General features: G+C 46.0%; 15 protein-coding genes. 2 read left to right on the forward strand and 13 right to left on the reverse strand.

Annotated elements, in window-relative coordinates; translation table 11 throughout:
• Positions 1–34 precede the first annotated feature (34 nt).
• From DFP97_RS19325 to DFP97_RS19340, 4 genes are read right to left on the reverse strand one after another with little or no spacing between them, the layout of a single operon-like run.
• Positions 35–1,090 (reverse strand): molybdopterin-binding protein, encoded by a 1,056-nt coding sequence (locus DFP97_RS19325; RefSeq protein WP_114381831.1) that lies wholly within the window; start codon positions 1,088–1,090, stop codon positions 35–37.
• Positions 1,087–1,581, reverse strand: coding sequence for a MogA/MoaB family molybdenum cofactor biosynthesis protein (locus tag DFP97_RS19330; protein ID WP_114381832.1), 495 nt, complete (start codon positions 1,579–1,581; stop codon positions 1,087–1,089). Before DFP97_RS19330 ends, DFP97_RS19325 begins: the two co-directional genes overlap by 4 nt.
• 27 nt (positions 1,582–1,608) lie before the next feature.
• Positions 1,609–2,088: a cyclic pyranopterin monophosphate synthase MoaC gene (gene moaC / locus DFP97_RS19335; RefSeq protein ID WP_114381833.1), complete on the reverse strand. Its 480-nt coding sequence runs from the start codon at positions 2,086–2,088 to the stop codon at positions 1,609–1,611.
• 37 nt (positions 2,089–2,125) lie between these two features.
• A complete protein-coding gene (locus DFP97_RS19340; RefSeq protein WP_245976428.1) occupies positions 2,126–2,734 on the reverse strand; it encodes a 5-formyltetrahydrofolate cyclo-ligase in 609 nt (202 codons plus the stop codon).
• A 152-nt stretch (positions 2,735–2,886) separates the two neighbouring features.
• On the opposite strand from DFP97_RS19340, the gene DFP97_RS19345 reads away from it, so the two are divergent.
• Together DFP97_RS19345 and DFP97_RS19350 are read left to right on the forward strand one after the other, a co-directional pair.
• Positions 2,887–4,824 carry an ABC-F family ATP-binding cassette domain-containing protein gene (locus DFP97_RS19345; protein WP_114381834.1) on the forward strand — a complete coding sequence of 646 codons (1,938 nt, stop codon included), beginning with the start codon at positions 2,887–2,889 and terminating at the stop codon, positions 4,822–4,824.
• A gap of 37 nt (positions 4,825–4,861) precedes the next feature.
• A complete protein-coding gene (locus tag DFP97_RS19350; RefSeq protein ID WP_114381835.1) occupies positions 4,862–5,797 on the forward strand; it encodes a phosphotransferase family protein in 936 nt (311 codons plus the stop codon).
• Between the two features lie 98 nt (positions 5,798–5,895).
• Here DFP97_RS19350 and DFP97_RS19355 read toward each other — a convergent pair whose 3' ends face one another.
• The 9 genes from DFP97_RS19355 to DFP97_RS30850 form a co-directional block, all read right to left on the reverse strand.
• On the reverse strand, positions 5,896–6,546 hold the full coding sequence (locus tag DFP97_RS19355) for a response regulator transcription factor (RefSeq protein ID WP_114381836.1): 651 nt from the start codon (positions 6,544–6,546) through the stop codon (positions 5,896–5,898).
• Positions 6,524–8,920, reverse strand: coding sequence for an ATP-binding protein (locus tag DFP97_RS19360; protein WP_114381837.1), 2,397 nt, complete (start codon positions 8,918–8,920; stop codon positions 6,524–6,526). Before DFP97_RS19360 ends, DFP97_RS19355 begins: the two co-directional genes overlap by 23 nt.
• A gap of 33 nt (positions 8,921–8,953) precedes the next feature.
• A complete protein-coding gene (gene comX, locus DFP97_RS30845) occupies positions 8,954–9,124 on the reverse strand; it encodes a competence pheromone ComX (protein WP_181873590.1) in 171 nt (56 codons plus the stop codon).
• A 127-nt stretch (positions 9,125–9,251) separates the two neighbouring features.
• Positions 9,252–10,181 (reverse strand): polyprenyl synthetase family protein, encoded by a 930-nt coding sequence (locus tag DFP97_RS19365; RefSeq protein WP_114381838.1) that lies wholly within the window; start codon positions 10,179–10,181, stop codon positions 9,252–9,254.
• A gap of 48 nt (positions 10,182–10,229) precedes the next feature.
• Positions 10,230–10,457, reverse strand: coding sequence for a hypothetical protein (locus tag DFP97_RS19370; protein WP_114381839.1), 228 nt, complete (start codon positions 10,455–10,457; stop codon positions 10,230–10,232).
• 45 nt (positions 10,458–10,502) lie between these two features.
• Entirely contained in the window at positions 10,503–11,246 is a 744-nt protein-coding gene (locus tag DFP97_RS19375; RefSeq protein ID WP_114381840.1) for an ABC transporter ATP-binding protein, read from the reverse strand.
• 538 nt (positions 11,247–11,784) lie between these two features.
• On the reverse strand, positions 11,785–12,597 hold the full coding sequence (locus DFP97_RS19380) for a class I SAM-dependent methyltransferase (RefSeq protein ID WP_114381841.1): 813 nt from the start codon (positions 12,595–12,597) through the stop codon (positions 11,785–11,787).
• A 58-nt stretch (positions 12,598–12,655) separates the two neighbouring features.
• The gene (locus DFP97_RS19385; RefSeq protein WP_114381926.1) at positions 12,656–14,209 is read right to left on the reverse strand and encodes a 2-isopropylmalate synthase; all 1,554 of its coding nucleotides are present in this window, start codon (positions 14,207–14,209) and stop codon (positions 12,656–12,658) included.
• 659 nt (positions 14,210–14,868) lie between these two features.
• Positions 14,869–15,015: a hypothetical protein gene (locus DFP97_RS30850; RefSeq protein ID WP_181873591.1), complete on the reverse strand. Its 147-nt coding sequence runs from the start codon at positions 15,013–15,015 to the stop codon at positions 14,869–14,871.
• Positions 15,016–15,076 lie beyond the last annotated feature (61 nt).

Here is a 15,076-nt window from a genome sequence, read left to right on the forward strand (position 1 = left end):
TACGAAGTAAAATGAGCTTCGCTATCATTCGCATCTAACATCTGTACAAACCGCCGTATCCCATGCTGATAATATCATCACGTACGATGATGTCTCCTGCGAGAATACGCGGCAGAAGAACGTCAAAGGACGTATATGGATCATGCATCACGCAGCCTGGCAAGCCCATAATCGGTACTCCGTTCAAATAACCGATAAGAAGCATCGAGCCTGGCAGCATCGGCGTGCCATAGCTTACAATATCCGCTCCTGAAGCTTTAATTGCGCCCGGTGTGCGGTCGTCGGGATCAACCGACATTCCGCCAGTCACTAGTATCATATCATACCGTTGTTCAAGCAAATAGTGTATTTCCTTGACAATTGTTTGTCGGTCATCGGGAGCAAACCGCTGTTCGGCAACCTCGGAGCCAAATGCCTCAAGCTTGCCTCTGACAGCAGGGCCGAATTTATCTTCGATTCTGCCGTTGAATACTTCGCCGCCGGTCGTCAGCAGCCCGACTCGCAGCTTGCGAAAAGGACGTACGCGCAGCGGTGCCGCTCCGGCGTTCGCATGCCGGTATTCGGCAGCCAGCCTCTCCACTGCCTCCACCTTTGTCTTCGGCACAACAAGCGGGATCGCTCTTGTCGCAGCAATCGGCTCACCCGGTTTAACCACTGTATTTGTCTTAACTGTGGCAAGAGCTATTTCACCCAGACCATTAATGGCCTCGACAATGCTTGCGTCAACCTGCGCTAAGCCAAGCAGCGTTGACTTTATGCTAACTTTGCCCTCATGCGGCTCCGACAATTGCAGCTCGTCTCCGTAAAGCGCTTCAGCCATTCGAATAGCCGCATCGTCTTCATGAAGCTCGTCCGCACCCAGCTCCATAATATAAATATGTTCTTTGCCGATATCGAGGAGACTTGGAATATCTGCTTCCGTAACGACATGTCCTCTTTTGAACAGACGGCCCTTGAACTGACCGGGTATGATACGCGTCAAATCATGCGCCAGCCGCATGCCAATCGCATCATACACAGAAACTTCTTTTAGTACGGTCGAACCATGCTGTTCAACCGCTTCATCTGTTTTATGCTGCGGATGAGTCATACGCTATGTTCCCCCAGTTGCCCGGATAAAATGCCCAGTGCATGCGGTAATTGATCCATAATCGCCATCAGGCTTTCATGAACGCCTTTCGGGCTGCCTGGCAAATTGACAATAAGCGAGCTGCCTCTAATTCCGCATACACCGCGCGAGAGCATCGCTCTTCTCGTCTTCTGAAGCGCCCCTATTCGCATCGCTTCTGCCAGGCCGGGCACCGCACGATCGATTACCTTAAGCGTCGCTTCAGGTGTCACATCACGCGGAGCTAGACCTGTGCCGCCTGTCGTAAGGATGAGATCGGCATGGAAATACTCAGTCATCTCAATAATAGCGGCCATAATTTCATCCTGCTCATCCGGAACAATTCGGTAGTCGATAATTTCGCCGCCGAGCTCTTCCTCTATTAACTCACGAATAACCTGTGCGCTTGTATCTTCACGTTCCCCGCGTGAACCTTTATCGCTTGCTGTTAATATCGCTACCTTCCACCGCATCTACTATTCCTCCCATCCCTAGTCCGATCATGGGTTTGACGACATTCGATAATCGCCGCTTTTGCCGCCTGTTTTTGATACGAGCTGCGTCGGGCCGATGATCATATCCTTTTGCAGCGCCTTGCACATGTCGTACACGGTTAGAGCAGCAGCCGACACTGCAGTCAGCGCCTCCATTTCCACGCCTGTTTTGCCTGTCGTCTTCACGGTTCCTTCTATATAAAGCTCATCCGTTCCATTATCGCTGAACACAACATTAATGCCTGTAAGCGGAAGCGGATGGCACATAGGAATCCACTCCGATGTTTTTTTGGCAGCCATAACCGCAGCAACCTGAGCTACTGCCAGCACATCGCCTTTCCCTACCTTGCCGGCCTTGATTTGCGTTAATGTCTCGGGGTTCATCTTAACCATCGTTTGAGCGATTGCAGTGCGTGAAGTGACTTCCTTATCGGAGATGTCCACCATACGCGCCCGGCCCTGCTCGTTAAAATGCGTCAGCTCCACTATTATCGCTCCTTTTTATAAAGTTCGTAAGCATTCTCTAAAATAGGTAAACGTCTCGCTCTGTTATAAGTCCATGCATCGGCAAGTCATGCTCTTCGAGCGGTACTTCATCGACAAGCTGCGCCTCGAATGCCGTTCCTATCCAAAGGGTTTGGGCTGCTTCACCAGCCAATTCAAGCTGCGATGCCGCAAACCGGTCATAATAGCCGCCCCCGTAACCGAGCCGGCCTCCCTTTCGGTCAAACGCCAAGCCCGGAACAAATACGATATCCGGAACAAAGCCTTTTTCTAAGGGCGGAGCCGCAAGCGGGTCCGGTTCCATAATACCATAAGCTCCTGATGCAAGCTGATCCCAGCTTTGCAAATAATGAAGCGTCATCGAACGATCGGCCGCGATGCATCGCGGTACGATAATCTCCCGTCCTGATTTCCAGCCCCACTCGATAAGCTTCGTTAAATCGAGCTCGCTTCGAAACGGCACGTATGCCATGAATGCTGCTATTGATCTGCTCTCTAGCAAAGCCTCCGCATTCATGCAAGCAGCCTTGGACCATTGTTCGCGCTGCAGGGCTGATAAGCTGTTGCGCTTCTGTGCCATCTGATTGCGTATGTACGCTTTATCGCCTGATTGATTCCATTCAGCCAAAAGCAGTCACCTATTCTACTTCCATCTTTTTATTTCATTACTTTTAGTTTACCACTGTTATGGAACTTTCGCCAATGCCGGCGCTCGTTTATGGTACACTATTTAGGAATGGAAGTTTCCATTCGTTACAATTATTTGGTGGAGGTTTCAAAATGCTGCTGCAGGTTTCAAACATTACTAAGAGCTACGGCGTCAATGTCGTGTTATCCAATATTTCAATGCAGGTACAGGAGCGGGAACGAATCGGACTCGTCGGCGTAAATGGCGCAGGCAAATCAACGTTGTTAAAAATTATTGCAGGCGAGATGTCAGCTGATTCCGGTGATATTCATAAAGCAAAAGAGACTAAAATCGGTTATCTAGCACAAAACAGCGGCCTGAATTCCGATAGGACGATCGAAGCGGAGATGCGCGCTGTATTTTCACATTTAATCGAAGCCGAGCAGGAGCTTCGTGAATTGGAAATGAAAATTGCTGATCCCGCGCTGCATGAAGATGAAAAGCGGTATACGGATACGCTGGAGCGGTACGCCCGGCGCTCCGATTGGTTCCGTGAGCAAGGCGGTTTCGAAATGAATACGCGAATAAACAGCGTGCTTCACGGAATGGGCTTTGGCAGCTTTCCGCCTGATACGGTTATTTCAACGCTTAGCGGAGGCCAGAAGACACGGCTTGCGTTAGCGCGTATTTTGCTGCAATCTCCTGAATTACTTATGCTCGACGAGCCAACCAACTATTTGGACATCGAGACGCTGACATGGCTGGAATCCTATTTGCGGGGATATTCAGGCGCCATTGTGGTTGTATCCCATGACCGCTATTTTCTTGATGCGTTAGCCCAAACCATTATTGAAATCGAGCGTCGCTCCTCCAAACGGTATACCGGGAATTACAGCCGTTACATGGAGCTGAAAGCGGCAGAATACGAAATTAATATGAAGCAGTACGAGAAGCAGCAGGACGAAATATCCCGCATGGAGCAATTCGTTCAACGCAATATCGTGCGGGCCTCAACAACCAAACGTGCGCAGAGCAGACGCAAGACGCTGGACAAGATGGAGCGTCTGGATAAGCCGCTCGGCGATTTGAAAAAAGCTCACTTCAGCTTTGAAATCGAACGTTCAACAGGCAAAGACGTGCTTGACGTCAATGACGTATCCGTTACGTTTGCCGGGCACGGAAAGCCTCTGTTCCAGAACGTATCGTTCCAGCTTAAGCGTGGCGAGACCGTTGCTCTAATAGGGCCTAACGGAATTGGAAAATCAACACTGTTAAAAGTTATTGTCGGTCAAAATGAACCTACCAGCGGAACGATTCGTTTTGGCACCCACGTCAAAATCGGCTATTACGACCAAGAGCAAACGCGTCTTAATCCACAAAATACGGTTCTCGAAGAAGTATGGGGAACTTATTCCCATATGGAAGAAGCACGCATCCGCACCGTTCTTGGAAATTTCTTATTCAGTGGCGAAGATGTTTTAAAACGGATTTCATCGCTAAGCGGCGGCGAGAAAGCTCGTGTCTCTCTCGCCAAGCTTATGCTGGCACAAGCAAATGTACTCATTTTGGATGAGCCGACAAACCATCTCGATCTTTTTAGCAAAGAAGTGCTGGAAGCCGCATTGCTTGATTATGAAGGAACCTTGTTCTTTATCTCTCATGACCGATACTTCCTAAATAAGATGGCTGAGCGTATTGTCGAACTAAAACCGTCGGGAACCGATCATTTCCTAGGAAATTATGACGAAATGATAGAGAAAAAACGTGAAATAGAAGAGGAACGACTGGAAACGCTGTCAAAACAAACGGCAATCAGCTCCAAAGCAGCAGCATCCTCCGAGAATATGCCGGCAAGCTCCTATGAAGCAGATAAACAAGCGAAGCGTGAAGAACGCAACCGCCAGCGGAAGCTAGAGCAATTGGAGCAGGAAATCGCAACATTAGAGCAGCAAATTGCAGAGCTGGAGCAGCAGCTGACTGATCCATCCATTTTCAACGACTACATCCGGATTCAAGAAATTCAAGCAGCTATTGAACAGCGTAAAGCTTCTCTTACTGCCGCCTACGAAGAATGGGAGCAATATATGTAACAACAAGCATGCAGCTATTTGGAAAGGGAGAATGCAAATGATGCCAAGCTCAGAGCATACGCTATCGGATCAAGTACTGAATTGGGTCATCGAATCCGTTGACTCTACTGCTGCTGTTCAATCCATTAACCGGCTCCACGGCGGCATGTCGTCCATCGTTCATAGCATCTCGCTTCTAGTAAATCAAAAAGAAATAAAAGTTGTCCTAAGGCAGTTCGACAATGAGGAATGGCTGCTTAATGAACCTGACTTGCCGCTGCACGAAGCGGAAAGCCTTCGCTTCGCCGCGAAGGTTGCTGTACAAACACCGCAAATTATCGCTTTTGATGAAACCGGAAGTGAGTGTGAGATGCCTTCCGTCCTTATGACACAGCTCGATGGCTCCGTTGTATTGCAACCGCCAAATGTCGATCAGTGGCTAAACGGCATGGCCGACGCTCTCGTACGTATACATGCAGTTGAAGCCGATCATTACCCATGGATCTACTTTACTTATAATGACATTGCTTCTTTACAGGCTCCAACTTGGTCGAAATATCCTGCCCTTTGGGATAATATTATTGAACTTGTCAGAGGACCTCGCCCTAACTACAAACCTTGCTTTATTCATCGGGATTATCATCCAACTAATGTTTTGTGGAATCAGAATAAGGTTAGCGGTGTTGTAGATTGGGTCAACGCTTGCCAAGGCCCTGCCGGAATAGATATCGGTCACTGTCGGTTAAATTTAGCCTTGCTGTATGATGTTCCAACTGCCGACCGTTTTTTGTCTGCTTATCAGAGGCATGCCGGAGCTTCGTTTCACTATGAGCCTTTCTGGGATCTTTTATCGTTAATTGATATTCTTTTTGGCCCGCCCACCGTATACCCAGGCTGGACTGCCTTCGGTGTAACCGGATTAACGGACGATTTAATGATAGAACGATTGGACAGCTATATGACCAGCCTGCTAAGCAAAGCTTTAAACAGATGACGGCGACCTATTAAGGCGAGGCATTCATTTATGTACTCGTATACAAAACGGCAGGTCAAGGATTTCCTTGACCTGCCGTTTCCATTTCCATGATGCCGCTAATATTGCTCTACGCTTATTAGTCCCAGGCGCTGCGCTTCTTTTATCGCTTCAGAACGTGACCGTACATTCAGCTTCTCGAAAATACGTGATAATTGATATTCCACATTTCTCTGACTCACATGAAGCATAACCGCGAGCTCTTTATTGCTTATTCCCGTTGAGACCTCATGCAAAATCATTTGCTCTTTTTCCGTAATGGAAACATCCTCGATAGACACTTCCGTACGTCCAATCGTTACTTCATTCCGTTTAAGCTGCTTTAGTAAGGAAATTGGAATGACGGCATCTCCCCGCATTGCACAGCGGATCGCATTATGAAGCTGTTCTCTTGAAGCCGTCTTTGAAATAAAGCCGGATACGCCCGATTCAATTAGTAAATTGAAATGTGTACCAATCTCGTAACCGGAATAAATAATGACCTTCCGTTCAGGATCCTGTTGAATCAATCTCTTCGTTAGCTCTAATCCGCTAATGCCCGGCATATTCAAATCACACAAAATAAGGTCAAACCGCTCGGTTTGTATAATTTCCAGTGCTTCTATCGCAGATAAAACAACCGATACTGACATCTCGCTATCCTGTTCAATCATTGTCTTTGTACCTTCACCGACAGAAGGATGATCATCAACTAATAAGATACGAATCACGCGATATCCCCCTTTCTGATCGGCCTGTTGTCATCATTTCCGGTAACATAATAACAACCTCAAGGCCGTTACCGCGCTGAGAATAAAATGAAATGTCACCTTCAAGGCCCGTTACACGCTCTTTAATTCCTGACAAGCCCATATGCTCGAACGATGCAATCATATGATTAACATCCATTCCGATGCCATCATCTTGATAGCGGAAATAAATCATGTCGTTGCGCTGCTCCAGCTCAAGCGTAACGAGCTTGGCCTGCGAGTGCTTGTCCGCATTGCGCAGCAATTCTTGTACGATCCGATAAATGGCCGTAATTTGCTCCTCATTAAGCTCCACGCTAAACGCCTTAGCATGAAAATCGACAGCAAAATTCACACGCATTTGAGTATGCTCAATGATTGATTCCACGGCTTCTACAACGCCCATTTCTTTCAAGAGCGGCGGACGAAGCTCATTACAGGTTTCACGAATTTGGTGTATAACATCAAGCAAGCCTTCTTTAATGTCTTCCAGCTCATGTCCAAGCTTAGTGGAAATCGGATGATCCATCATTACAGCTTCAAGCTTACGGTACCAGAGCAGCTGATCCTGAAGTGCTGAGTCATGCAAATCTGCAGCAAGCTTTCTACGCTCGTTTTCTGACAAACAGAAAAGCAGGCGAAGCACCCAAGGCGAGGTGGAATGCTCCTTACGAACCTCAGATTCCAAGTCCTCAATCAGCCCTTCAATTAGATATAAATTTTCAAAAACAATACTCGCATAGTTAGACATCGTTTTTAACCAACGAAGCTCGTCCGAGTTAAATCGGGTATGGTTTGTTTTCATTCCAATCCATAATATGTGGTATCGTGAACGCTGTCTGCCAATAACGAGTCCCAATCCGTAAGGCAATTCAATCAGCTCGCCAAGCTGAAGCGAACTAACAGTGCCCAGCAAAAATTCAGCTGTAATGAGCTCCTCTGGCTGTTCACCTATCGGAAATACAATATTCTCCGATTGTTCAACTACCAAAAAAGTAATTCGGTTTACCGGAAGCAGCTCTGTTATTTCTTGCTTCAATACATCTTCCAAGTCCGCTTGCTTCATAACCCTCGCAATTTTACGTGAAAATCGGTCAAGGCTATCCTGGTAACTGTACATCGCCTTAAACAGCTTCGGACGAAACCGTTGATCAATCTGCTCCTTCACATATAAAAACAACGTCATTCCGATGTAAATGACAATAAATATGCCAAACCATACGGACCAAGACGGATTGTTCTCTCCTAATACTACAAATGCCACCAATGCCGCTATAAGAATAGATGGAATCAAAGCTAACGCTGTATAGTACTTAAATCTCGTTAAAATAAAATCGATATCAAACAGCTGGTTGGAGGTCGATAAATAGAAATATACGATAGGAAGTACGAATAGGAAGAGCGCTGTGAATGCAGCAGGTAAAATCTGCCTCTCGCCAAAAATTTGAGGAAGCAAATTCATCGTTGCGAATGGTGTAAATGCGACAAGATGTGAAATCAATGTAATTGTAAAAAGTGAATGCATTTTCGTGTGACGATGCTTAATAAACTTGCGTATCAGCTTATAAGCGCATATCAAATTACCTAGTAGCACCACTCCGCTAAAGGCCGCTTGTACATAGTTATACATTTTAATCGAAAATAGGTTTGTCCAAATATATAACAGACTTACAATACTCACTAAGCCTACTAATCCAAATAAAACACGCAAGGCTTTCTTGCTAATAAAATGAACATCAAATCTTTGCAAATAATTATTCATAAAGCTCATAAACAACAAAGGAATATTAGGAAGGACAGCATATATAACCGATATTCCTATAGGATCTCTTCGATACGAAGCAGCTGAACTATAATAGCTAATCCCAATTGAAATAAAAAACAGGATGAGCATGATAGCCGCTTTGTCATTTCTGCGTTTAGCGTAAAGAAATCCTGAAAAAGCGCAAAAAATGACAAGTGAAATTCCCGGAATATACAATTGGATCATCAATTCCCAAACAGAATGCTCGCCCGACCATCCTTTTGGAAAAGATATGAGCTGCTGCACCTTATCTTTATGTAGTACGAGTACATGGTCGGCATACTCAATAGAATTATATTTTAAAACATTTTGAAATTCATCGACCGGGCGGTCATTTACCTCTAAAATTTGGTCGCCAACTCGAATACCTTTTAATTCAGCTTGCCCAGCCGGTTCAATCGATTTGACAATATAGCGATTATCAGGCTCCTTTGACAAAACCGCCCCTATCGTTGGAATTCGTACAATAACAGCTGTCAGGTATAAAAGGGAAGCTGCTAGAACTGCTAGGAAGAGGATTAATAGGATGCGGTTTGATAGAGTTGATCTCATGAAGTCCTCTTCCCTCCGAACAAAATGAAAATTTTAGCTCCAAACGTAAGCGTAGCCGCTGCTTTTTTTGTTTTTATTGTTTAGTTCACCAAGAAGAGCCTTTTGTTCGGCTGCAGATACACCCGCTAATTGGAGTTGTCCACCCATGGCCATGGACATCTTCTCCGTACTGCTTACCAATTGACGAATTGTTTCTTTCAACATTGTAACTCCTCCGCTTCTCTTCTAAAATTTGCTATAGATAATACCTTTCTACTATAACAGGAAAAGAATCGACAGAAAACGCAAAACTGATTCGTATTTACCGAAAGAGCTTTTGCGTGGTTTGTAATTATGCAGTTTCTTGGTTTAATATCTGTAAAAATGTCGATTTCCAAGGACTTGCTTCCTGTATAGAGCCTAGTAATTCTTCAAAACGGTTATAGTGCATGCGGCTCATGACAGATCCATATAAAATAGCTCCTGTCCGTTCACATGCTTCCCGGAAGCGCTCACGGTTTAGTGCTACATCATCGACAGATAACTTGCCTTGAAAATAATCATTAATCCAACGATCCTCTTCCGCTTCCCCTTCTATTAAATAAAGAGTTAGAAGCGTACGCTTGCGCTTCAAGAAGTCGCTTTTGTCATCCCAGCGCAACAAATCCCGCAGGTCATTTTGGATTTGCGCGGCAATGCCCACCTCCGTCGCATATTCCGCTACGGTGGAATGCCAAGATTGGCCGGCAAGCATAACGCCTGTCATACAAGCAAATAACAGCAATGCCGCTGATTTTTGTTTGACCATGTCAAAATATGACTGCTCATCCGTAATCTCGTTCATAATATCGATCATTTGACCATTGGCAGCCCGGAGGATTTGGCCATTCATCATCTCCGCAAGTGCAATTCGAGTCTCACTGTCCATTGCGCATTCAAGCATCGCCTGCTGCGATAACGTAAGAAGCGCCGATGCGACATGAATCGCGGCAGGCTGCGGTACTTGCATCCATACTTTAGCCGGGGCATCTTGGTCCTGTAAATCATCTAATATGTCTGATGCCAGAATAAACAGTTCGACTGCTGCCGCCGCTTGATAGACGACTTCTTCCGTACCGCCGAACATTCGATAGTGAATAATGGTCAGTTGACCGAACTTCGTCGATTCTTGCAGCTTGTCCTCAATAAAAAGCTCAGCATAACGCACAAGCGGCTCAGCTGTAAACCAGCGCTGAACAAGCTTGCGCATTTGCTGTCCAATGAGTGGAATACAATCGTTCACAATCGTTCCTCCGCATATTTCAACATAATTCCAGTATACTATGTTTGGTTATGGAAACATACGGTGAACTTTATTAACAACCAGGCTTAGCCAATTCAATCTTATGATCCGGCTGTAGTCCTTTATGCTTTTGCGCTTGATTTCTTCTTTGCTGCTTTTCTCGTTATTCTCCTCCTCATTCATTTGGTTAATTAAAAACGCAATCATCTCCATCCTTTTCTCGATTAGTCTTCTACGCTCGACTGATGGACTTTCGATGCGTTTACGATGATCCATGACCTGAAAAGACCTCCTTGAGGTTTTGCTTCTGCACAGGATCGTTTATACGCTAACACTCCCTTGTATATCTACCGCATAATACATATAGACCGCTTCCATCGTCAATCCGCCGCCCGGCAGCTCCGAGATAAGTCTTGAGGGATTGTCGCATATAATGAACTCTCCTTTTCGCATGACTCCTACACGATTACAGTTGCGTTGAAGCTCCTCCATATCATGTGAAGCTACCACTATGGTTTTGCCTTGCTTCCTTAAGTCAACCAATAATGACCAGTAATCTTTTTTGGTTTGCGGATCCAAGCCGGTTGTTGGCTCATCCAAAAAAATAATTTTCGGATCGTTCACGAGCGCAATTGCAAGTGCCGTTCGTTGCCTCCAACCGCCTGACAATCGTTTAATCAATTTATCTGAATAAGGACCGAGCCCGAATTGCTCGATAATACGATTCAGATCGCTTTTACGTTTATAAAAGGCTTGAAAAACCTCCAGCGCTTCACGCACATTCATTTTATCGACTAAGGACGTACTTTGCAGATGGATCCCGATTTCTTCCTTCAGACGTTCTGCTTCTTGGAGCGCATCAAATCCCAGTACTTCAATACTTCCCGTATCCGGCGTACGAAGGCCCATTAACATTTCCAGCAGCGTCGTTTTTCCTGCGCCATTCGTTCCCATTATACCGAAAATTTCGCCTTGTTTTACTTGAAAGGATACATGATCGACTGCTGTATTCGCACCATAATACTTGCTGATCGAGCTTACCTGAATGACCGTTTGCTTCTCCATTCCGTGGATAACCTCCATTCACACTTTAACGCCTGCGAGAGCTTACCGTTGCAAGGTGAGATTTATGTAATTGGTATGCGTTATAGTTTTACGATAACGTATGCCAATCGCTTTTTCACCGAAAACTTCACTCGTAATTCACGCAAAGTTTTTGCGCTCCGCAACGCAAGCGCAAAATAGAGGCCTCCACTGAACGAATATCGCTGAAAAGAAGGATAAAGTTCTATCCACACTTATACACAGAAATATCCACAACACTGAATAAATTGTTAGTTAATTCTGTCGAAAGCAATCCAGTAATGACGTACTATTTTCGCGGTAATCCGACATTTGTAGGTCCATTTTCACAGGACGGCGGCATTAATCCACATTATCCACAATATTCACAATGCATTTTTGAAAATTCTATCCCCTTTTCACTCACAATGTTAAGCTGCCGTAAACCCAGTGTTTTAGGGCATTAAATAACTTTATTCACAAAAACGCGACCGTTTGTGGATAACTTTGTGCACAACACTAATTTTGGAAGGAAAACGAGTTATTTTCTTTTCCCGATATACAACAAATGTGAGGAAACACCTAATATATTCACATTTTCGGCTGACTTATAGATAAGATCCATAATCTTTGTATATACCTCATCTCCACAACAACGCCAATAGTCGAATTGCTCCTGCTTAAGAGAACCAGCTATGCCCGATGATCCGATCAGCTTAACACTTTCAAATCCGTGTAATTCCATGAACGGTCTTATGTCTTCTATATTAAAGTAGTAAGCGCCTGTGAACCTTCCTTCGTCCGAATGATTAAATAGACCCGTTTCCAAAAAAGTTTGAATGTCATCGATATTATCGTTAGGCTTCCAACTTTGCGGATGTGCGAGTGAGGTCATTAAATGCCGGATTCGGGTCATAAAGGCTACAAAAACGACGCCACCGCTCTTCGTAACGCGGAAAAGCTCTTTTACAGCACGGCTTCTATCGTCCAGCTGCTGCAAGTGATACAGCGGACCCAACATAAGAGAAGCATCAAACTGCTCGGGCGCAAACCTATTCAAATCCATTGCATTCGCAGTATAAAAGCCTTTGAAGCGTTCTGTTAGACGGAGCTCGACCGCCTTATCGCGAGCCATTTCGACAAGCCTTGGAGTCAAGTCCGTAAGTGTAACATCATATCCGCATTTCGCCAGCTCCATTGCGTATTTTCCCGGACCCGCACCATTATCTAAAATGTGGCCGCTTTCCGGTAGAAACCGTCTGATGTAATGCCAGTTCACCTTGAATTCAAGGGGCTCTCTGTCGAGACGCCCCCATTCATCAAATTGGTTGTAATAATCAATAATTTTATTCAAAACGATCCTCTCCCAATAAAGATTATTTTGAATGGTAACGCTTTGAATCGATCATCGATTAGTTAGCCGCTCTGCTTGAGCTCGAGTCGACGACTCTGCTGCCCGTTGTCATAACCGCTTGATTACAAGCCGCAACATACGCTTGCGCCGCTGCTAAAACAATGTCGTTGTGTATGGAAGTGCCCCGGAAGCGCTGCTGCTTGTGAACAATGCTGACAACCGCCTCTCCGTGAGCATCTTCGCCTGTGGATAAAGAGTGCAGCTCCAAATCCTCAAATTCGGCGGCGACTGGAATCGCCTGCTGGATCGCATGGATAACTGCTTCAAGCGGACCTGCTCCCATTGCGATATACGATTTCTCTGCTCCGAACTCATTTTCACGAATCGTTACCGTTGCCGTCCGGGAACGTTGTGTACCTGCATATACTTGCAGATCAACGAGTACATAAGGATCCGGCTGTGTGTGGGTTAACTCGCCTGCAATACGAATCAGCTCATCGTCGGTTACGATTTTTTGCGCGTCAGCCTTCTCTTTGAACTTGTCATAAACATCCTGCAGCTGCGCGTCCGTTACCTCAATGCTGTATTCAGACAGCCGATGCTTAATGGCATGGCGACCGGAATGCTTGCCCAGTATAATCATATTACGTGGAATACCCATCGCTTCCGGATCCATTATTTCGTACGTATTGCGATTTTTCAGCAGACCATCCTGATGAATACCGGACTCGTGCTGGAAGGCATTGCGGCCTACAATCGGCTTATTGTAAGCGATCGGGAAATGCATCGCGCGGCTGACCATACGTGATGTTTCATAGATTTCACTAATGTCGATATTTGTTTCCGCCTGCATCGCATCCTTGCGCGTTTCAATAGCCATAACAAGCTCTTCAAGCGAACAGTTACCCGCTCGTTCGCCGATACCGTTCATCGTTACTTCGATTTGCGTTGCGCCGGCATTAATTGCCGCCAGACTGTTTGCTACCGCGAGTCCAAGATCGTTATGGCAATGTGCGCTATACCTTACCGTTTCTCCTCCTCTCGCCTGCTTTCGAACCGAACGGAACAGCTCTGCCATCTCATCCGGCATCGCATAACCGAGCGTATCCGGTAAATTAATAATAGTGGCGCCTTCGGCAATAACCGCTTCTACAAGCTGTATGACGAAGTCACGGCCTGAACGCGTAGAATCCATCGCCGAGAACTCAATTTCATCAACAAATTGTTTACCGTAGGCGACCATCTCGCGAGCAATCTTTACAACCTCGTCGCGTGATTTACGCAGCTGGTGATTCAGATGAATATCCGATGAGGAGATAAACAGGTGAAGCCTTCTCCGTGCCGCATCCTGCGTTGCCTTTACTGCAGCATCGATGTCTACCTTTACCGCCCGGGCAAAACCGGCAATTTCTACATGCTGCAGTTCCCTTGAAATTTGTTGAATAGCCGCAAATTCACCTGGACTCGAAACGGCAAATCCCGGCTCAATGACATCAATGCCCAGCTTCCCCAGTTGACGGGCAATCACAATTTTGCGCTCGGAATCCAGCGATGCACCCGGCGATTGCTCGCCATCTCTTAATGTCGTATCAAAAATCTGTATTTTTTTCATTTCGTTTGTCATAGTCGTTAACCTCCTGAATTTTTTTGGATCAAGCGTAAACGGCTTGCGCCGTCCTTGACGGCATAAGCTCGTTTCGCGGTGAAATATAAGCATCGTATAAGGTTCAAATTTATACTTTCTTATATTTACAAAAAAAAGCTCGCCGTCTCCTTGTAAGAGACGACAAGCTTATACGCTGCCGTGGTGCCACTCTAATTGGCCGGACCTTGATGCAGAAGCTGTTTACAGTTGTCTTCTTCAAGACATCCATGTTGCTTACTGCGGGTCCGTACCCGCTTAAATGCCCGATGACGGTGGCTAGCCGTAACGATGTACGCTTGGCTGCCGGAAAGACAACCCGTTTCCATCGATCCGCTCCCAGGCGAGATTCAAACTTCAGCTTCGACTGCGTCGCACCACCCCGCAGCTCTCTGCGCTATTCCGATTCTCCTGCTCACCGATTAGTGAGTTAGGAAAGCTTCGAATTCGCTTTGCCAGCCTAATGTTCTACTGCTCCTGTTCATTGCGTTTCCACACTATGTTATTTGTTGCCTACGGTAGTTCCATTCACATACTTCACTTCCAGGACAACAAGAAAAGCCTGTCGTCTCTAAATTCAAGAGACGACAGGCTATAATGACCCGCGCGGTACCACCCTTGTTGACACCCTATACGTTCGCAAACGAGCAGGACGCCCACCTTAAGCATATGGCCAACTCCGGATGTTGACTCACATGCACCCGATTACGGGGGTTAACCGTACCAATGTACTGCATGGGCATGCCTTCCGTTGCTTGCGCTGCCTCTGCTTCCACTGCTCCGCTCCCAGGCGAGTTTCAAGTATCCTTCGACTGCGTTGCACCGACCCGCAGCTCT

Source organism: Paenibacillus prosopidis (assembly GCF_003337375.1).
Classification (GTDB): domain Bacteria; phylum Bacillota; class Bacilli; order Paenibacillales; family Paenibacillaceae; genus Pristimantibacillus; species Pristimantibacillus prosopidis.